Source organism: Aquabacterium sp. (assembly GCF_030652515.1).
GTDB lineage: Bacteria > Pseudomonadota > Gammaproteobacteria > Burkholderiales > Burkholderiaceae_C > Aquabacterium.
Window position 1 is genome coordinate 148,563 of record NZ_JAUSAR010000013.1, and the last position, 19,214, is coordinate 167,776.

14 protein-coding genes are annotated in these 19,214 nt (G+C 66.9%); 11 read left to right on the forward strand and 3 right to left on the reverse strand.

Translation table 11 applies throughout. The features are described 5' to 3' along the window. Positions 1-3 precede the first annotated feature (3 nt). The 5 genes from Q7V20_RS03135 to Q7V20_RS03155 are packed head-to-tail and all read left to right on the forward strand — an operon-like array spanning position 4 to position 4,301. Positions 4-375 carry an STAS domain-containing protein gene (locus Q7V20_RS03135; protein WP_304787076.1) on the forward strand — a complete coding sequence of 124 codons (372 nt, stop codon included), beginning with the start codon at positions 4-6 and terminating at the stop codon, positions 373-375. Next, positions 365-781, forward strand: a complete 417-nt coding sequence (locus Q7V20_RS03140; RefSeq protein ID WP_304787077.1) for an anti-sigma regulatory factor — start codon at positions 365-367, stop codon at positions 779-781. The genes Q7V20_RS03135 and Q7V20_RS03140 overlap by 11 nt, the downstream gene beginning before the upstream one ends. A 1-nt stretch (position 782) precedes the next feature. Further along, positions 783-1,814, forward strand: a complete 1,032-nt coding sequence (locus Q7V20_RS03145) for an ATP-binding protein (RefSeq protein ID WP_304787079.1) — start codon at positions 783-785, stop codon at positions 1,812-1,814. Positions 1,815-1,816: 2 nt separating this feature from the next. Further along, positions 1,817-3,538 (forward strand): ATP-binding protein, encoded by a 1,722-nt coding sequence (locus tag Q7V20_RS03150; protein WP_304787081.1) that lies wholly within the window; start codon positions 1,817-1,819, stop codon positions 3,536-3,538. Between the two features lie 49 nt (positions 3,539-3,587). After that, positions 3,588-4,301, forward strand: a complete 714-nt coding sequence (locus Q7V20_RS03155) for a YebC/PmpR family DNA-binding transcriptional regulator (RefSeq protein ID WP_304787083.1) — start codon at positions 3,588-3,590, stop codon at positions 4,299-4,301. 19 nt (positions 4,302-4,320) lie between these two features. On the opposite strand, the gene Q7V20_RS03160 is transcribed toward Q7V20_RS03155, so the two are convergent. From Q7V20_RS03160 to Q7V20_RS03170, 3 genes are all read right to left on the reverse strand, one after another. Beyond that, entirely contained in the window at positions 4,321-9,555 is a 5,235-nt protein-coding gene (locus Q7V20_RS03160; RefSeq protein WP_304787085.1) for an RICIN domain-containing protein, read from the reverse strand. Beyond that, entirely contained in the window at positions 9,552-10,109 is a 558-nt protein-coding gene (locus tag Q7V20_RS03165; protein ID WP_304787087.1) for an SCO family protein, read from the reverse strand. The genes Q7V20_RS03160 and Q7V20_RS03165 overlap by 4 nt, the downstream gene beginning before the upstream one ends. Positions 10,110-10,259: 150 nt before the next feature. Beyond that, the gene (locus tag Q7V20_RS03170; protein WP_304787089.1) at positions 10,260-10,922 is read right to left on the reverse strand and encodes an ion channel; all 663 of its coding nucleotides are present in this window, start codon (positions 10,920-10,922) and stop codon (positions 10,260-10,262) included. A 93-nt stretch (positions 10,923-11,015) separates the two neighbouring features. Here Q7V20_RS03170 and Q7V20_RS03175 point away from each other — a divergent pair, with 93 nt between their 5' ends. From Q7V20_RS03175 to Q7V20_RS03200, 6 genes are all read left to right on the forward strand, one after another. Continuing rightward, positions 11,016-11,609, forward strand: a complete 594-nt coding sequence (locus Q7V20_RS03175; protein ID WP_304787091.1) for a TetR/AcrR family transcriptional regulator — start codon at positions 11,016-11,018, stop codon at positions 11,607-11,609. 70 nt (positions 11,610-11,679) lie between these two features. Continuing rightward, complete coding sequence (locus tag Q7V20_RS03180; RefSeq protein WP_304787093.1) at positions 11,680-12,810, forward strand: alkene reductase; 1,131 nt, start codon at positions 11,680-11,682, stop codon at positions 12,808-12,810. A 25-nt stretch (positions 12,811-12,835) separates the two neighbouring features. Continuing rightward, entirely contained in the window at positions 12,836-13,714 is an 879-nt protein-coding gene (locus Q7V20_RS03185) for an NAD-dependent protein deacetylase (protein WP_304787095.1), read from the forward strand. Positions 13,715-13,778: 64 nt separating this feature from the next. Further along, positions 13,779-14,855, forward strand: coding sequence for an NAD(P)-dependent alcohol dehydrogenase (locus Q7V20_RS03190; protein WP_304787097.1), 1,077 nt, complete (start codon positions 13,779-13,781; stop codon positions 14,853-14,855). A 16-nt stretch (positions 14,856-14,871) separates the two neighbouring features. Beyond that, the gene (locus tag Q7V20_RS03195) at positions 14,872-16,608 is read left to right on the forward strand and encodes an alpha/beta hydrolase (RefSeq protein WP_304787099.1); all 1,737 of its coding nucleotides are present in this window, start codon (positions 14,872-14,874) and stop codon (positions 16,606-16,608) included. Between the two features lie 2 nt (positions 16,609-16,610). Continuing rightward, positions 16,611-19,184, forward strand: a complete 2,574-nt coding sequence (locus Q7V20_RS03200) for a cation-translocating P-type ATPase (protein ID WP_304787101.1) — start codon at positions 16,611-16,613, stop codon at positions 19,182-19,184. Positions 19,185-19,214 lie beyond the last annotated feature (30 nt).

The following is a 19,214-nucleotide window of genomic DNA, read 5'->3' on the forward strand; positions in this document are numbered from 1 at the left end:
GCCATGGAACGCATACCCGTTTTGAAGATGGGCAAATGTTTGCTCGTCACGATCCAGGTGGACCTGCAAGATCAGATGGCGGTTCAACTCCAGGATGACCTGGCTGTGAGGATCTCCGCCAGTGGCGCCACCGGGGTGTTGATCGACATCTCCTCGCTGGAGATCGTGGACTCGTTCATTGGCCGGATGCTGATCAGCATCTCCGGCATCGCCGGGGTGCTGGGCGCCACCACGGTGGTGGTCGGCATGCAGCCTGCGGTGGCCATCACGCTGGTTGAACTGGGCCTGTCGCTGGAGGGCGTGCGCACGGCCCTGAACGTCGAACGAGGCATGACGCTGCTGCGTCGTGCAGATGGGGGCGACCTTGAATGCTGAACCGGAAGGTCTCACGGGCACCATCGCCATCCAGGTAGAGAGCGACGTCGTCACCAGCCGGCAAATGGTCCGCAAGCTCACGCGGCAATTGATGTTCTCGCTGGTGGATCAGACGAAAATGATCACGGCGGCGAGCGAGCTGTCGCGCAACACCCTGGTGTACGGCGGCGGCGGCGAAATGCGCTGGGAGATCATCGAGCGAGACTCGAAATGGGGCCTGCGCCTGGCTTTCGAAGACCATGGGCCGGGCATTCCCGATGTCCAGCTGGCCCTCACCGATGGGTGGACCTCGGGCAAGGGCATGGGCATGGGCCTGTCAGGCAGCCGCAGGCTCGTCAACGAGTTCGAGTTGCGAACGGCCGTGGGCGAGGGCACTTGCGTCACCATCACACGGTGGAAGTCCTGACGTGACGCCCCATGCCGACATCCACGTTGACGAGGCATCGCAGGTGGGCGAGGCCCGCCGCATGGCGCTGCGCCTCGCGGCCGAACATGAGCTGGGCGAAGACGTCTGTGGCCGCATCGCCCTGGTGGTGACCGAGCTTGGCACGAACCTGGTCCGCCACGCCAAGGCCGGTCGGCTGCTCATCGCCTGCACCCTCGCAGAGGGCGCTGCCCATTTCGAGGTGATCTCGATCGACAGTGGGCCCGGCATGCCGGACGTCAGCCAGTGCCTGCTCGACGGTTATTCCACCGGCGGCACGCCCGGCACGGGCCTGGGCGCGGTGCAGCGGCTCTCGACAGATTTCTCGGTGTTTTCAAAAGTGGATCACGGCACGGTGATTTTGTCGCGCATCCGCGTTCCCACGGGTGGTGCGGCGACGAATCGCGCAGCCCTGTTGAACCGGCGTTTTGTGTACGCGGGCATTTGCCTGGCGGCACCGGGCGAAGTGGTCAGCGGTGACGCCTGGGACATCCGCGTTGAAGAGGGCCACGCCAGCGTCATCGTCGCGGACGGGTTGGGGCATGGGCCCGAAGCCGCCGCCGCCGCGCAGGTGGCCATGGAGGCGTTCCGCGCGGCCGATGTGGGCGATGGGCACAGGTCTCCGAGTGCGGTGCTGGAGCAAGCGCACCCCTTGATGCGCCAGACGCGCGGCGCGGCGGTGTCCATCTGCGCGCTGGACCTGCGGGCCAACACGGTGGTGGCCGCTGGCGCCGGCAATGTCTCGGGCCGAGTCATCTGCGGCTTGTCCGACCGGTCGCTGCTCTCGCAGCATGGCACGCTGGGCTTGAGGATCCGAACCCTGCAAGACGCCACGTACGCGTGGCCCGAGCATGCTTTGCTGGTGATGCACTCGGATGGCTTGAAGACGCGCTGGAGCCTGGACCAGGTGGGCGGTTTGCTGCGCTGCGACCCCGCCGTCATCGCGGGCTGGTTGGTCCGTGACCACACCCGGGGGTTGGATGACGTGCTGGTCGTGGTGGTCAAGCGGGCATGACCATGGATGACCGCCTCGACGATCCTCACCAGGTGGCTCTGAAGGCCTTGGCGGCCATGACGCTGGAGCTGGCGGAGCTTCGGGAAGAGCTGAACGAAACCAACACCGGCGTTGTGGCGCTGTATGCCGAGCTGGACAAGCAGGCCGAGCAACTTCGGCTGGCGTCCGAGCGCAGCGAATCCAAGTTCCACACGATCTATTCGCAAGCGCCCAGCGGGATTGTGCTGCTGGGTAGCGATGGCACGGTGGTGGGCGCCAACCCCGCCATGCTCAAGCTCTTGCAGCGCGGCGTGGCCGAGGTGGTCGGCCACAAGCTGAGCGGCTTCAGTGTCCCGGAGTGGGCTGCGCAGCTCGATGGCTTGGCGCTGCACGTCGGGGCCGAGGCGCAAAGCCAGGAGGTGCCCATCCGGCTGCCTGGCGGCGGCCTGGTGCACCTGGAGTGGAGCGTGCCCTCGCCCATCGAACCGGGCATCGCCATGGTGCTGGCCACCGACATCTCCGAGCGGGTGGCGCTGGAGCTCCAGCGCTTGCAGTTGCTCGACAGTGAGCGCGTGGCACGCGGCGAAGCCGAGCAGGTCAGCCGGATGAAAGACGATTTCATCGCGGTGCTCTCGCACGAGTTGCGAACACCGCTCAATGCCATCATGGGGTGGACGCATGTGCTGATGAAGCGGGGCGGCACCGACGAGACGATGCGCGGACTGGCGGTGATCAAGCGCAATGGCACCACGCAAGCGCGCATGATCTCCGACCTGCTCGACATGTCGCGCCTGAACCTGGGCAAGCTGCCGCTGTCGATGGCCGTGCTCGATCCGGCGCAAGAGATCGATGCCGCCATCAGCGCGATGATGCCGGCGCTCGAAGACAAGGCGATCCACATTGACGTCATCCAGGCGCCTGCGTGCCGCGCGATTCGGGCGGACGCGGCCAGGCTGCAACAGGTGCTGTGGAACCTGCTCAGCAACGCCATCAAGTTCTCGCCACGCGCCAGCACCATCAGTGTCTCCCTGGTGGAGGTGGACACGGGCCTGCGCATCCTCGTCACCGATGCCGGGCAAGGCATCGCGGCTGATTTTCTGCCCTTCGTGTTCGACCGCTTCGCCCAAAGCGACGCGGCCAGCAACCGGCACCGAGGCGGCCTGGGGCTGGGCCTGTCGATCGCCAAGCAACTGGTGGAAGCGCATGGCGGCCTGCTGTCGGTGCGCAGCGAGGGGCTGGGCCACGGGGCGACCTTCGAGGTGTGGCTGCCCACCGATCCCTGGTCTGAGGCTGCACCTGCCTTGCACGCGGGCGACGATGAGCTGACCGCCCCGGCGGGCCATGATGACCTGCCGCTGCGGCAGCTCAGGATCCTGATCGTTGATGATGACCCGGATGCCACGGCCATGCTCCACATCATCCTGGGCGACAGGGGCGCCACTTTGCTGGCGGCCAGCCACGTGGATCAGGCGCTGGAGATGTTGGCCAGCTTCAAGCCTGACGTGTTGATCAGCGACATCGGCATGGTCGGCAAAGATGGCTACGACCTGATCCGGGAGCTGCGCAGGCGCGAGTCGCTGGGGCTGGCTTCACCCGCCCATCAACGCTTGCCCGCCATCGCCTTGACCTCGTTCGCGCGCGACAGCGATTGCCTCCAGGCCCTCAACGCGGGTTTTGACGCCCATTGCCCCAAGCCCCTGCGCCCCCTGAATTTGATCAAGCAGATTGTGAGCTTGCTGCGCTGAGGTGGACAATGTCGGACCCGAAACCCAGCAACGCAAAGGACGATCCAACATGGGCGCGCAGTGGAAAGCAAAACACAAGGACCTGGCCGCCAACGCCAAAGGCAGGCTGTTTGGCAAGCTGTCCAAGGACATCATGATCGCCGCGCGCCATGGCGCCGACCCGGCCGCCAACTCGCGTTTGCGCCTGGTGGTGGAGCAGGCCCGCAAGGTCTCCATGCCCAAAGACACGCTGGACCGCGCGATCAAGAAGGGCGCGGGCCTGACGGGCGAGGCCGTTCACTTTGAACACGTGGTGTACGAAGGCTTTGCGCCGCACCGCGTGCCGGTGATGGTGGAATGCCTGACCGACAACGTGAACCGCGCGGCGTCCGAGATGCGCGTGCTGTTCCGCAAGGGGCAGTTGGGCACCTCGGGTTCGGTGGCCTGGGATTTTGACCACGTGGGCATGATCGAGGCCGAGCCCGCAGCCAAGGGCGCCGATCCCGAACTGGCCGCCATCGAAGCCGGTGCGCAGGATTTCGAAGCGGGCGAAGAAGACGGCACCACCGTGTTCCTGACCGATCCGACCGACCTTGATTTGGTCAGCCGCGCCTTGCCTGCGCAGGGCTTCACGGTGCTGTCGGCCAAGCTGGGCTACAAGCCCAAGAACCCCGTTGACCCCGCCAGCCTGAGCGCTGCTGATCTGGAAGAGGTGGAGGCCTTCCTGGCCGCGCTGGACGCCAACGAAGACGTGCAGAACGTGTTCGCGGGCTTGGCGGGCTAAGCCCTCGCCGCCCGCCGATTCACTGTTTCACCAACTTCCACTTCTGGTTGGCTGCGCCTGACCAGAGTCCCTGCTGCACATTGGCGCCATCGGCGGTGCTCGCACCGGCCACCTCCAGAGACAGGCCACTGTTGCGGTTAACCAGGCGATGGCTGCCATCGGCCTGCACTTCAAAGCTCCAGCGCTGCGCCGCCGTGCCACTGGCCCAGCCTTGCTGCACATTGTGGGCGTTGAGCAGGCCGCCCGCGGCCACTTCCAGGCGCATGCCTGCGGCATGGGTGGGGCTCAATTCATAGAAGCCGTCGGCCGATGCCGTGATGGCCCATTTCTGGTTGGCGCCGGCCAGCCAGGCCCACTGCGTCACATTGGCGCCACTGGCCACGGCCACGCCCGCCACGTCGAGTGCCTTGCCGCTGTGGCTGGGCGTCAGTCGGTAGTTGCCCGCGGCGATGTAGTGGCTGCTGACCGGGGAGATGGTCCACTTCTGGTTGTTGGTGCCGACCCAGGTGCGTTGCTTGACCTTGGCGCCGCTGGTGGTTGAGGACCCGGTGACCTCGATCACCTTGTTGCTGTTGCTGTTGATCACGCGGTAGCTGCCATCGCCCACGGCCGTGAGCAACCAGGTCTGGCAGCGTGAGGTGGTGGCGGTGTATTGCTGAACGGTGCCACCCTCGGCGGTGCTGCAGCCGCCCACCTCAAGGCGCTTGGCGCTGTGCTGCGCGGTCAACTGGTACTTGCCGCTGCCCAGGTTGATGAGCTTCCAGCGCTGGTTGTTGGTGCCGGCCCAGGGCAACTGGTTGGCCGTGGCCGAGTTGGACGTCGATGCGTTGGTGATGCTCAAAGCCATGCCACTGTTTTTGTTGAGCAGCCGGTAAACGCCATCGCCCAGCGGGTCAGGAGGGGCCGCCTCGTCACCATCGATCTGCTGAAGGTAGGCGACCAGGTTGCCCAGCTCAGTACTCGTCACGGTGTTGCCGGCGTGGGCCTGCACGGCCGCCGCCAGCGTGGGTGCGCTGCCATCATGCAGGTAGGGCGCCGTGGCCCAGAGACCGCGCAGTGTGGGCACGTCCAGGCCGGTCAGCGCAGCGCCCAGCCTGTTTCCGCTGCTGGCCTTGAGTGTGCCGATGCTGCGCATGCCGCCGCTGAGCGCGCTGGAGGTGAAGGCCGGGCCACCATGGCAGGCTGCGCAGGCAGCGTTGGCGAACACCGCCTTGCCCGCCAGGGCGGCCGCGCTCAGCGTGCCCGCGGCAGGGCGCAGGGGGCTGGAATCGAACGTCGACAAAGAGGTGACGTACGCGGCCAAAGCATCCAGATCGGCGCTGACGCCGGCCTTGGCGGTGCCCATGGGCTGGTTGCGCGTGCCGGTGTTGTAGGCGGCGTCGCTCATCAGGCCCGTGCCGCCCGCCAGGTCGCGGATCTGCTTCTCGAAGTCCTGCACTTCGTCGAAGTTGCCGCTCCAGTGCAGCAGGCCCTGGCCCATGCCCGCATGGCCGCGCAGCGAGAGGGTGTTGCGCAGCCCTTCGTTGTGGTTGCTCAGGTCCCAGGTGCGGCCATCATGCTCGCCATCGTTGTGGCAACTGGCGCAGCTCATGTAGGCGTCGCGGGCCAGTCGGGTGTCGCGGGCATCGTGGAAAAGCTGTTTGCCCAACAGCACGGTAGCACCGAGCTTTTCAGTGCCCACGCTGGTCCAGGTGGCCGCCAGCGTGCTGGCCAGCTCACCGTTGTTCACCAGCGGGCCCAGGTTGACCACGCTCACGTTGCGGCCCATGAAGTTGTGCACATACAGGCGCTGGCCATCGGCCGACACCGTCAGGCCTTGAGGCGCCAGGCCCACGTTGATGCGGAAGAGTTGTGAGCCTTTGGCCGCGTCCAGCACCGCCACCTCGCGGCTGGTCTCCAGCGCCACGAAAAGGTAGGTGCCGGTGGGGTCGAAGACGGCGGCTGAGGCCAGGCTGCTGTTGTCATGGTCCGCGCGCATGGCGCGGTCTTCCAGGCCTGTGGCCAGGCTGATGCGGCTGCTGATGGCGCGCACCGTGTTCTGGAAGTTCAGGCCTTGTCCGTTGCGCAGCATGCCGCGCGCCACGTTGTCCTGCTTGGAGGGGACCCAGGCGGTCTGGCCGTCGGGCGAGATCACGGCCGGGCCCAGGTAGTTGGGCAGGCCGCTGCCCGTGGTCTCTGTGTCGGCTTTGTTGCTGTAGGCCAGCCTGCTTGTCTGGCGCAGCGTGAGGTCGCCAGCATTGACCATCCACACCTCACCGCCTCCGCTGTTGGTGTCGATCGTGGCGGTGCCTTCCCCCACCATGGGGGCGGTGATGAAGCGCGAGACCAGCACCGTGGCCGAGTCCGCGCTCACGGAGAGGTGGCGCGGGCTGTTGCCGACCGACAGTGTGGCCACGGTGGTGCCGGTGCTGCCATTGAGCTTGAGCACCTGGCCGGTGGCGGACAGGCTGATGTAGGCGTAACCATCGGGCGCGATGACCAGGCCCCAGGGCTGCGAGGCTCGGGGCAGCTTGATGGTGTTGCTGACGGCCAGGGTGCCGGGGTTGATGACCGAGATGCTGGCGCTGTCACGGTTGCTGACCCACACCGAGCCGTCGGCTGCGAGGGCCACGGTGCGCGGGGCGGCGCCAGTGGCAATCTCCTTGAGCTTGCCGCCGGCGCTGGTGTCGAAGACGCTGACCGTGTCGTTGTCCGGGTTGACCACCCACAGCCGGGCCGCGCCTGTGCCGCGCGGCTCCAGCAGCAGGGCGCTGGACGCGCGTGGTGTGTTGCCGGTGCGCACGCCATAGACCGCCTGCACAAACACCTTGCTGGCGGTGCGGCCATCGGCCGTGCGTGCTGTCAGCGTCACGGTGTACAGGCCAGGGGCGTTGTAGGCGTGGTTCACGCTGCCGCTGTCGCTGTAGGCGCTGCTGCCGCCATCGCCAAAGTCCCAGGCAAAGCTCAGGCCTTCGGCTTCCAGGCTGCTGACCGAGTAGCTGGCGGTGGCGCCACTGCCAATGGCCGTGGCCGCGATTGCGGTGCTGGCCAGCGGGGGCAGCGCGGTGCCGCCTGCGGGCGCGCGGGGCAGGAAGCTGGCGGTGTTGGCAAAATCGGTGTCGCTGGCCTGGGTGTCCAGCCAAAGCTGCCCATTGCGGTGGTGCACCACGTAGCCAGGGAAGTTCTTCGAGCGCAGTGTCAGCCCCGAGCCGGCCAGCCCAGGTTCGCGGCAGAAGGTGGCGTCATTGGCGAACAGGGCCGAGCCGTCGTTGGCCCCCAACTGCAGCCGGTAATTGGCATGGCGCATGAACTTGCCTGGTTGCGCGGTGGATTCCAGTGACACGCAGGCCGCGTCGGCCAAACCGGCACGCACGGTGAATTGTGCGTTGGCCGGCGCGGTGTCTGCCGTGGCCGCCGGGACGATGACGCCCAGGCCGGTGGCATCGGTGGCCATGGCGTAGTTGGCTGGTGTGAGGGTGGACAGCGCATAGCTGCTGCCCACGGCAAGGGCGGGTGTCTCTGCCGCGGACTTGACCGACATGCCGATGGCCACGGTGGTGGCTACCGAGGGCACGCCGTTGGCGTTCAGCACGGCCAGTTGGTAATAGCCTGGCGGGACCACATTGGCACTGGCCGGCAAGGTGGCCGTCAGCATGTCGCCGGATTGCGTGAAGGCCAACTCGATGAAGCGCTGTCCATTGTTGAACGAATGCGTGACCGTGCCGTTGGCGATCAGCACCAGGCGCGCCATGGCGGTGCTGTCGCTCATCTGCAAGACCACAGTCCCGCCCGCGTTGAAGGACTTGGCGCTGATGCCAATCAACGCCGGGCGCGGGGCCAGTTGCGCTGCACCGCCCACCGTGGTGAACAGGTAGGGCGGGTAGTAGACCTCGGCGTTCAGGTTGTTCACCGGGCCTGGCGCGCCGCCACCGGTGGACAACACCGTGCCATTGGGCAGCAGCAGTGTGGCCGAGTGGTAGACCCGGATCTGCGCGGCGCTGGCGCCCGTGGTCCAGGTGCCGGTGGCCGGGTTCCAGATCTCGGCCGCATAGACGGCGTCGGCCCCACCGTTGTTGCCAAGCTTGGTGCCGCCCGTGGCCAACACCTTGCCGTCAGGCAGCACCACTGTGTTGACGTAGCGGCGTGGCAGGGCCATGGCCGCCGTTTCGGTCACCACCGGCGTGGCGCCGTTGATGTCGATGAGGCTGGCCTTGTTGCTGGCCGGGTAGCCATCGCCATTGAAGTAGCCATTGCCCCCCACCTGCAGTATTTTGCCCGGTGCGTACATCACGGCCGAACTGGTGGCGCCCACATTGACCGGTGCCGTTGTACTGGCCGGGGTCTTGAACTTGCCCAGCACGGTGATGGCACCGGTCCCAGTGTTGGCGTGGACGTCCAGGCTCCACAGCGTTTCGGCCGAGATGCCGAAGATCTTGCCATTCGGTGCGACCCAGGCGCGTGGGTAAGACGCGCGCAGGTAGTCCGGGCCAAAGGCATCGCGGCTGCGGGCCCCGCCCAGGCTGGTCCAGCCCGTGCCTGGTTTGTAGATCTCGGGGGTCATCGACACGGTGCCATTGGCGATGGCCGTCTCCGGGTTGTCCACCATGCCTTCCTGGTACGGGTCCATGCCGCCCAGCATCACCATGCGGCCATCGGGCAGGGGCAGCAAGGTGGCGTACCAGCGCTGGTCGGCCAGGGCGAAGAGATCGTTGGCTCGGCTGGACGCGGAGGGGCTGAAGAAGGCGCTGTTCACCGGCGAGTTGCCGCCGCTGAGCATGAGCCGACCATCGGCCAGCCAGGCCGCCGTGTTGCAGAAGCTGTCGAGGTAATTGGCGTTGTAGGTGGACTGGTGCGCCGCGTCGGTGAAGCCCAGCGAGGGCGTCCACAGGTCGTCAGTGCGGCCATTCTGGGTGTCGGGCGTGTTCTTGGGCGTGCCATAGGTGAGCACCCGGCCATCGGGCAGCAGGGCCGCGTGCAGGCCGTTCATGGGCCAGGCCTTGGTGCCGCCCCACATGCCGCGGGTGGCGGCATCGGCGGGGATGGCGAGGTTCTGCATCAGCGGGTCTTCGATCGGTGCGATGGGCACGCTCAGGCTGGTGGCCACGCTGCCCGATGCCACCGCCATGGCCCGCAGGCGGCCCGATGCCGTGTCGGATGAGCCGGCGCTGCTGGGGGTGGTGGTGTCGTCCCCTCCGCCGCAAGCCGTCATGAGTGTCAGGACAGCGAAGGTGGCCAGCAGATGTTTGGCCAGATCGGGCAGCGTGCGTGTGTTCATCTGGATGAGGCGGTGAGTGGGCCGCGGGGCTGTCGCGCGGCCAGTGCGATTTCGTGGAGCAGGCGTGGCCGGTCCACCGGGACGCCGTTGAAGCGCTGGATCAGCACGCCCTGCGTGTCGAAGAGGTACAGGGATGTGCGGTGGTCTGAGGGGCGGGCGGGCAAGCTGCGCGTGTTGAGGGCCTGCATGCGGTCGACCAGGGTCTGCACTGCCGCTGGCGGGCCGGTGACGAAGCGCCAGCCAGGGCGGTCCGCGCCCAGCCGCCGGGCATAAGCCTTGAGCGTGGCGGGCGTGTCGCTGAGCGGGTCGACCGTCACCGACAGCATGGCCAGCCGCTGCCTGACTGGCGTCGGCAGTTGGGCATGGAGTTCGGCCAGCTCATGAACTTGCGCCGGGCAGGTGCTGGCGCATGTGGTGAACACGAAGTGAAGCAGCACTGGTCGGCCGGTGAGCGTCTCTGGGATGAGCGCCTGCCCGTGGTGGTCCACCAGTGCCAGCCCCCTCAGGGCCGCGGGCTGCGCATGCGCCAGCACGGTCTGCAGGATCAACAGCAAGGCAAGGACAAAGCGGGGCATTGGCAACGGGGGAGGGTCATGGGCCGGATCAAGCCGCCACCCTGGCCTGCTCGTGCCCGCACTATCCGTTACATTCGTTTACACGCCAATCCCTTGATCACGGGAGCTTGGCACGGTCGGGTTGTTCGCTCAGCGCCTCAGCAAGGTCAGCCCGATCAGCCGCGAGACCACCGCCGCCAGGTAGATGATCCCGGCGAACATCTCCAGCGAGGCCAAGGCGCGTGCCACTGGCCTGATCGGGATCACGTCGCCAATGCCCGTGCTGGACAGCAAAGCAAAGCTGAGGAACATCAGCTCGGTCCAGGTGCGCGGCGCTTCGGCGTTCACGGCCGCCGCGAAGCTGCCGGGCTGCAACTCCTGCAGCAGCACGAACAAGTAGGTGAAGCCCCAGGCCAGCAAGGTGAAGGTGGCGCCTGCCGCGAATAGCTCGTCGGTCGTCGCGTGCATGTCTTTCATCATGTAGGCGATCAGGCTGCCGGCCGCGTAGAAATAAAACACCGCTTCCAGCGCGGCCGACCACGGCAGCAGCCATGGCATGTCCATCGTGGATTGCAGCACCAGCAGCACGATGGCGGGCAAAGCAATGCAGGCGCTGATCCAAGTGTGGCCGGGTGTGCGGCCGACCATGCCGGTGGTGATGACGAGCACCGTGATGCCGAAGGCGCCCAGGACCAGTGGCCCGCCCGGGGTGGTCTCCAGCAGTGGGTACAGCAGCAGGCCCACCAATTGAACGACCAGCAAGATGGCCGAAGGGTGGCGGCGCGTCAGCGAGAGCAGGTGGGTGTGGTGCATGGGCCGCATTGTCGTCTGGGTAAAACCCTGCGCCCAGCAGTGCCTAAAACGGGTCCCCAATCATTCCAAGACGACCGGTCATATAGTTTGTGCATGGCCCGCACCGCAGACCCCACCGACATCCCCCGCCGCTTGAGCGACGCGGGCTATGCCTTGTTCCAACTGCAGGGCTACAACGCCACCGGCATCCAGCAGATCACCGACAAGGCCGGGGTGCCCAAGGGCTCGTTCTACAACCACTTCGACAGCAAAGAAGCCTTTGCCGCGCAGATCCTGCGCAACTACGCCAAGTGGACGGGCGATGCCTGGAGCGCTGCCTTGAAAGACGCGCCCCCGGCACCCTTGGCCGCCATCCACCATGTGTTTGGCCGCTTCATCCAGCACCATGAGCAAACCGGCTGCCAAGGTTGCCTGGTGGGCAACTTCGCGGCCGAAGTGGTCGAAGCCAGCGAAACCTGCCGCCTTGTGCTGTCTGATGTGCTGCGCGATTGGCGCGACCGTTTGGCCGACCTCATCCTGCAAGCCCAGCAAGCCGGTGAAATCCGCGATGACGTGGCCGCCCCGGTGTTGGCCAGCTTCTACTGGGACGCCTGGGAGGGCGCCGTGCTGCGCAGCAAGGTCGAGCACAGCGTGCGGCCTTTGCACGAAGTGCGTCACCTCCTGCTCGACAAATTCTTCCGGCCCTGACCACACGGGCTTTCGCTCATCTGTCGCCGCCTGTGCGGCATCCCCCGTTTCCCAACCAGGAGTCCATTGCATGTCTGCCCCCGATCACACCTCCACTGATGCCGCGCTGTTCCAGCCTTTCCAACTGGGTGGCATCACCCTGGCCAACCGCATGGTAATGGCCCCCTTGACGCGCAACCGCGCCGAAGCGGGCAACGTGCCCGGCCCACTGACCATCGAGTACTACGCCCAGCGCGCCTCGGTCGGCCTGATCATTGCCGAGGCCACCCAGGTGTCGGCCCAAGCCCAGGGCTACAACGCCACGCCCGGCGTGCACAGCCCCGAGCAGATCGCTGGCTGGAAGAAGGTGACCGACGAGGTGCACGCCCGTGGCGGCAGCATCTTCGTGCAGCTGTGGCACACCGGCCGCATGTCGCACACGGCCTTCCAGCCCGGCGAGCAAGCACCCGTGGCCCCCTCGGCCATCGCGGCCAAGGCCAAGACCTACATCCCCGGCGCAGGCTATGTCGACACCTCGGTGCCCCGCGCGTTGGAAACCGACGAGATCGCTGGCATCGTCAACGACTTCCGCACCGCCGCCCGCCATTCGATCGAAGCCGGCTTTGACGGCATCGAGATCCATGGCGCCCACGGTTACCTGCTGGACGCCTTCCTGCGCGATGGCGCCAACAAGCGCACCGACCGCTACGGTGGCAGCATCGAGAACCGCGCCCGCTTCCTGGTTGAAGTGATGGCCGCCGTCATCGACGAAATCGGTGCGGACAAGGTCGGCGTGCGCCTGTCGCCTGTTTCACCCGTCAACGATTCCAGCGAGAGCAATCCTCAACCGCTGTTCGAACACGTGGTGCGCGAGTTGAACAAGCTCAAGCCCGTCTACATCCACATCGTTGAAGGCGCCACGGGCGGCCCGCGTGACATCGCCCCCTTTGACTACGAAGCGCTGCGCAAGCTGTACGACGGCGTCTGGATGCTGAACAATGGCTACGACAAGGCCATGGCCGTGGACGTGGTCGCCTCCGGCAAGGCCGACTTGGTGTCCTTTGGCCGCCTGATGCTGACCAACCCGGACCTGCCGCGTCGCTTCAAGGAAAACGCCCCGCTGAACGAGCTGTTCAGCGACGCACCTCTGTACGGCGGTGTGGGCGCGCACGGCTACACCGACTACCCCGCCTTGCCCGCCTTGCCCGCCTTGCCCGCCTGAAGCATGGAACGGGTATCCTGACCGGATGCCCGCTGCCGATTTGACGACCCCTGCGCCCGACATCGCGACCCTGCTCGCTTTGTTGGGCGCAGGTCCTTGGGCGGTCCTCACCGGGGCGGGCCTGAGCACAGGCAGCGGCATCCCCGCCTACCGTGATCGGCATGGGCAATGGCTGCATTCCAAGCCCATCCAGCACCAGGAATTCTTGAGTTTGCCGGCCATGCGCCGCCGCTACTGGGCCCGCAGCTTCGTGGGTTGGCAGACCTTGTCACGGGCCGAGCCCAACGCGGGGCACCAGGCCATTGCCCAGCTGGAAGCGCGGGGCCTGGTCAGCACGGTGATCACCCAGAACGTGGACAGCCTGCACCACCAGGCTGGCAGCCAGTCGGTGATCGAGCTGCACGGCAGCATTGCCCGGGTGCTGTGCCTGTCGTGCCAGCAGCGCTACCCGCGCGCCCAGGTGCAGGCCTGGCTGGTGGCCTGCAACACTCATTTCGCCCCGATGCCTGCGGCAACCGTGCAAGCCGCGCCTGATGGCGATGCCCACCTGGAAGACCAGCACTACGCCGCCTTCCAGGTGCCGACCTGCCCCGCCTGCCAGGGTGTGCTCAAACCCGATGTCGTCTTCTTCGGTGACAACGTGCCGCGTGACCGCGTGGCGGCGGCCAGCCAGGCCATTGAAAGCGCCTCGGCCTTGCTGGTGATCGGCTCCTCGTTGTCGGTGTACTCGGGCTTTCGCTTTGCCGAGCAGGCCCACCGTCTGGGCAAGCCCGTGCTCGCCATCAACCAAGGGGCGACCCGCGCCGATGCCCTGCTGTCGGCCAAGCTGGAACTCGATTGCAGCGAGGCACTGACGCGGCTTTTGAGCACCGTCCTTGACGCTGGTCAAGCCAGGGCACCTTAAGTCTGGACGATCGGGCCGGGCTTGCCTAGACTGGGTCTTTCCTTGAACCCGGCAGGAGCACACCATGGCCATGATGATGAAAGCAGCGATCTTCGTGGAGCCTGGCCGCATCGTGCTGGACGACAAACCTGTGCCCGATGTGGGGCCTCTGGATGCCTTGATCAAGGTCAGCACCACCACCATCTGCGGCACCGACGTGCACATCCTCAAGGGCGAGTACCCGGTGGCCCGTGGCCTGACCATCGGCCATGAACCCGTGGGCATCATCCACAAGCTGGGTTCGGCGGTGCGCGGCTACCAGGAAGGCCAGCGCGTGATCGCCGGGGCCATCACCCCCAGTGGCTGGAGCAGCGCCTGCCAATGCGGCGTGAGTTCGCAAGATGGCGCGGGCACGCCGCATGGCTTCAAACTGATGGGCGGCTGGAAGTTCGGCAACACCATCGACGGTTGCCAGGCCGAGTATTTGCTGGTGCCCGATGCCATGGCCAACCTGGCGCCCGTGCCCGATGGTCTGAGCGATGAACAGGTGCTGATGTGCCCGGACATCATGTCCACCGGCTTCAGCGGCGCCGAGCGTGCGGGCATCCGCATTGGCGACACCGTGGCGGTGTTCGCGCAAGGCCCCATCGGCTTGTGCGCCACCGCCGGGGCCAAGCTGAGCGGGGCGACCACCATCATCGGCGTGGACCGCCTGGCTCAGCGTTTGACCGTGTCCAGCCAGATGGGCGCCGACCACGTGATCGACGCCAGCCGCCTGGACCCGGTGGACGAAATCATGCGCCTGACCGGCGGGCGCGGCGTGGATGTGGCCATCGAGGCCCTGGGCACGCAAGCCACCTTCGAGGCCTGCTTGAAAGTCTTGCGCCCGGGTGGTACCTTGTCCAGCCTGGGCGTGTACTCCACCGACCTCACCATCCCGCTGGGCGCTTTCGCTGCGGGCCTGGGCGACCACAAGATCATCACCTCCTTGTGCCCGGGTGGCTCTGAGCGCATGCGCCGCCTGATGTCGGTGATCGAATCCGGCCGGGTCGATTTGAGCGCGATGGTCACGCACCGCTTCAAGCTGGATGACATCGAAGCGGCCTACGAGTTGTTCGGCCATCAACGCGATGGCGTGCTGAAAGTGGCGATCACGCCCTGAAGGGATGCACTCATTGATGGACGCCCGCGATCCCCACACCCCCCCGGCCGTGTTGGACCTGGACCGGGCGGCCCACGCGGCCCTGGGCCGCCTCACCCAAGGCCTGTCACCGGCCGCCTTCTTGCTGGCTTACCTGGACTGGGCCGTGCACCTGGCCATCGCGCCCGGCAAGCAACAGGCCTTGATCCAGAAGGCCCGCCAGCAATACCTGCGGCTGGCCGAGGTGGCATTGCCCACCACGAGCCCCACGGCGCCTTGCATTGAGCCCTTGCCCCAGGATCACCGCTTTGACGATCCGGCCTGGCGGCAATGGCCCTTCAACGTGATGGCCCAGGGCTTCCTGTTGACGCAGCAGTGGTGGCACTGCGCCACCACGGGCGTGCGCGGCGTGACCCCGCACCACGAAGACGTGATGACCTTCAATGCGCGGCAGGCGCTGGACATGCTGTCGCCTTCCAACTTCCTGGCCACCAACCCGCAGGCCTTGGCTGCCACCTTCAACGAGCAGGGCTTGAACCTGGTGCGTGGTGCTTTCAACGCGGCCGAGGACCTGACGCATGCGCTCAAGCACGAGCACGGCACCGCCCCAGCATCATTCGTGGTGGGCCAGCACGTGGCGGCCACGCCTGGCCAGGTGGTGTTCCGCAACCACCTGATCGAGCTGATCCAGTACACGCCCACCACCGCCAAGGTCCACCCCGAGCCGATCCTGATCGTGCCCTCGTGGATCATGAAGTACTACATCCTGGACCTGTCGCCCCACAACTCGTTGGTGCGCTACCTGGTCGGGCAGGGGCACACGGTGTTCATCCTGTCATGGCGCAACCCCACGGCGGCCGACCGCGATCTGGGCATGGACGACTACCTCCAGCTTGGGCCGGTGGCCGCGATGAAAGCCGTCAAGCAACTGATGCCTGGCCGCCAGGTGCACGGCGTGGGCTATTGCCTGGGCGGTACCTTGCTGTCGATCGCGGCCGCCGCCTGGGCGCGCGATGGGGAGGCTGGCCTGGCCACCCTGAGCCTGCTGGCCACGCAAACCGATTTTGAAGAGCCGGGCGAGTTGTCCCTGTTCATCGACGACAGCCAGCTCACCTACCTGGACGACCTGATGTGGGAGCAGGGCGTGCTGCAAGGGCCGCAGATGGGTGGCAGCTTCACCTACCTGAACACGCGCGATCTGCTGTGGTCGCGCCTGGTGCGCGACTACCTGCTGGGCACCCGCCAGCCGCTCAACGACCTGATGTCGTGGAACCAGGACGTCACGCGCATGCCGCACCGCATGCACTCGGAGTACCTGCGCAGCCTGTACCTGCACAACGACCTGTCCCATGGCAGCTACGAGGTGGGCGACCGGCCGGTGGCCTTGTCCGACATCAGCGTGCCGATCTTCTCGGTGGGCACCGTGAAGGACCACATCTCGCCCTGGCGTTCGGTCTACAAGCTGCACTTGCTGACCAGCGCGCCCATGACCTTCGCGCTGGCCAGTGGCGGGCACAACGCGGGCATCGTCAGCGAGCCCGGCCACGCGGGCCGCAGCTACCAGTTGCGCACCCGTCCCGAGGGCGCCCAGTACATGGATCCCGACACCTGGCTCGACACGGCCGAACACCACGAGGGTTCATGGTGGACAGCCTGGCAGAGCTGGTTGGCAGCCCATTCAGGCCAAGCGGTGAGGCCGCCCTCATTGGGCAACGCCAGGTTGGGACTGCCGCCGCTGGGCGATGCGCCAGGCCAATACGTGCTGACGCGCTAGCGATGAGCACCGTGCCCGGCCCGGTCCATCCTGCCCCCATGGCTGGCTTGAGCACCGAGCAAGCCCTGGCCTTGCGCCAGACCCACGGGCCCAACGCGCTGGCCACCCAGAAGACCCGGCCGCTGTGGCGTTCGGCGCTGGAGGTGGCGCGCGAACCCATGTTCCTGCTGCTCATGGCCTGCCTGCTGTTGTACTTCCTGATCGGTGACTGGCAAGAGGGCCTGGCCCTGATGGTGTCGGTGGTGGCCGTCATGGGCATCACCCTGGTGCAGGAGCGGCGCACCGAGCGGGCCCTGGATGCCCTCAAGGACCTGGCCAGCCCGAAGGCCCTGGTCATCCGCGATGGCCAGCGGCAGCGCATCGATGCCCAGGAGCTGGTGCCCGGTGATCTCATGGTGCTGCTGGAGGGCGACCGCGTGCCCGCCGATGGCGTGCTGGTCCAGGCCAACAACCTGCAGACCGACGAATCCTTGCTCACTGGCGAGTCCCTGCCGGTGGACAAGCAGGCCACCCACCAGCCCGCCCCCTGGACCATGACGTCACCAGGTGATGACAGCGCCAGTTGTGTGTTCTCCGGTGCCCTGGTGGTGCAAGGGCAGGGCTTTGCCCAGGTGCTGGCGACCGGCGCGCGCAGCGAGATCGGGCGCATTGGTGGCGCGCTCAGCCTGATCGAAACCGTGCGCACGCCTTTGCAGGAAGCCACTCGCCACATGGTTCGGCGCGTGGCGGCGGGCGTGCTGGTGCTGGGGGTGGCGGTCTTGCTGGTCATGGGTTTGACCCGTGGCGACTGGGTTCAGGCCATGCTGGCCGCCATCGCCTGGTCCATGGCCTTGCTGCCCGAAGAGTTCCCCGTGGTGCTGACCATCTTCCTGGCCTTGGGGGCCTGGCGCATGTCCCGCCACAACGTGCTGACACGGCGCATGCCCGCGCTGGAAACCCTGGGCGCGGCCACGGTGCTGTGCGTGGACAAGACCGGCACCCTCACCGAGAACCGCATGCGTGTGGTTCGGCTGGGCCTGGCGGGCCAACTGGACAAGGCGTGCTCCCTGGACGAGTCCGGCGACTGGCCACCGCCGTTTGCCGAGCTGGTGGACCTGGCGGTGCTGGCCAGCCGCCGCGAGCCTTTCGACCCCATGGAGGTGGCCATCCACGCGGTCAAACCAGCGGGATCGCTTCACCAGGACTGGACCTTGGCGCGCGAATACCCCTTGACCCCGGAGTTGCTGGCGGTTTCGCGCGTGTGGCAGGCCCCGGGGGCCGATCACCAACTGGTGGCCACCAAGGGCGCCCCCGAAGCCATCGCCAGCCTGTGCCACCTGCCGCCCCAGGAGGTCCAGGCGCTGCTGACCCATGTGCAGCGCATGGCGGGACAAGGCCTGCGCGTGCTGGGCGTGGCGCGTGCGCGGACCCCACCGGGCCCGCTGGCCGAGTCGGTGCATGACTTCGATTTCGAGTTCATCGGCCTGCTGGCCCTGGCCGACCCGGTGCGGGCCGAGGTGCCCCAGGCCATGGCCCAATGCCGCCAGGCCGGCATCCGCGTCATCATGATCACCGGCGACTACCCGGCCACCGCCAGCAGCATCGCGCGCCAGGCGGGGATCGGCGCGGCCGATGGCACGCTGGGTGGCCTGACCGGGGCCGAGGTGGCCCAGATGGACGACGCCCAGTTGCGCGAGCAGATGCTTGGCACGCATGTCATCGCACGCGCCACGCCCCAGCTCAAGCTGCGCATCGTCCGGGCGCTGCAGGCCCATGGCGAGGTGGTGGCCATGACGGGCGATGGCGTCAACGACGCGCCCGCTTTGCGCGCGGCCGACATCGGCATCGCCATGGGCGGGCGGGGCACCGACGTGGCCCGCGAAGCTGCCGACCTGGTCGTGACCGATGACCGATTCTCATCCATCGTCGAGGCGATTCGGCTGGGGCGCCGTGTCTATGCCAACCTGACGAAAGCCTGCGGCTACGTCGTGGCCGTTCACATCCCCATTGCGGGGCTGGCCATGTTCCCGGTGCTGATGGGCGGGCCCTTGATGTTGCTGCCCATCCACGTCGCTTTCCTGGAGCTGATGATCGATCCGGCCTGTTCGGTCGCGTTCGAGGCCGAACCCGAGGAGGCCCGGGCCATGCGGACGCCGCCTAGGCGTGGGCCCACCTCCCTTTTTGGGGCCTCGGGCATCTGGCCCTGGGTCTTTCAGGGCCTGCTCTTGCTGTCGGCGGTGCTGTGGGTTCATGAGTGGGCGCGCCACCAGACCGAGGCGGCGGCAGAGATCAGGGCCCTGAGCTTTGCCACCCTGGTGCTGGGCAATGTGGCGCTCATCCTGAGCCGTCGGGCGGGTGGGCTGGCCAACCCTGCCATGTGGGCCGTGGTGGTGGGCGCCGGGCTGGTGTTGGCGCTGATCCTGTCCTGGCCCCTGCTGCGTGACTTGTTCAGCCTGGCCTGGCCTGGCGGCCAGGCGGCGTTGGTGTGCGCCTTGGTGGGCCTTTTGCTGTGGCCTGCGGTGATGTTGATTCGGCGTCTGGCTTCGGGTGGGCTGACGCTTGACCCGCGTCAATCAACTCAAGCGTCTGGGCCTTAACATGCACCCATCCTCAACGCTTTGGAGCCC

Coding starts and splice junctions, on each gene's coding strand:
- Q7V20_RS03190 (WP_304787097.1), top strand. CDS start 13,779: ATGGCCATGATGATGAAAGCAGCGATCTTCGTGGAGCCTGGCCGCATC.
- Q7V20_RS03195 (WP_304787099.1), top strand. CDS start 14,872: ATGGACGCCCGCGATCCCCACACCCCCCCGGCCGTGTTGGACCTGGAC.
- Q7V20_RS03155 (WP_304787083.1), top strand. CDS start 3,588: ATGGGCGCGCAGTGGAAAGCAAAACACAAGGACCTGGCCGCCAACGCC.
- Q7V20_RS03200 (WP_304787101.1), top strand. CDS start 16,611: ATGAGCACCGTGCCCGGCCCGGTCCATCCTGCCCCCATGGCTGGCTTG.
- Q7V20_RS03170 (WP_304787089.1), bottom strand. CDS start 10,922: ATGCACCACACCCACCTGCTCTCGCTGACGCGCCGCCACCCTTCGGCC.
- Q7V20_RS03135 (WP_304787076.1), top strand. CDS start 4: ATGGAACGCATACCCGTTTTGAAGATGGGCAAATGTTTGCTCGTCACG.
- Q7V20_RS03150 (WP_304787081.1), top strand. CDS start 1,817: ATGGATGACCGCCTCGACGATCCTCACCAGGTGGCTCTGAAGGCCTTG.
- Q7V20_RS03180 (WP_304787093.1), top strand. CDS start 11,680: ATGTCTGCCCCCGATCACACCTCCACTGATGCCGCGCTGTTCCAGCCT.
- Q7V20_RS03160 (WP_304787085.1), bottom strand. CDS start 9,555: ATGAACACACGCACGCTGCCCGATCTGGCCAAACATCTGCTGGCCACC.
- Q7V20_RS03175 (WP_304787091.1), top strand. CDS start 11,016: ATGGCCCGCACCGCAGACCCCACCGACATCCCCCGCCGCTTGAGCGAC.
- Q7V20_RS03185 (WP_304787095.1), top strand. CDS start 12,836: ATGCCCGCTGCCGATTTGACGACCCCTGCGCCCGACATCGCGACCCTG.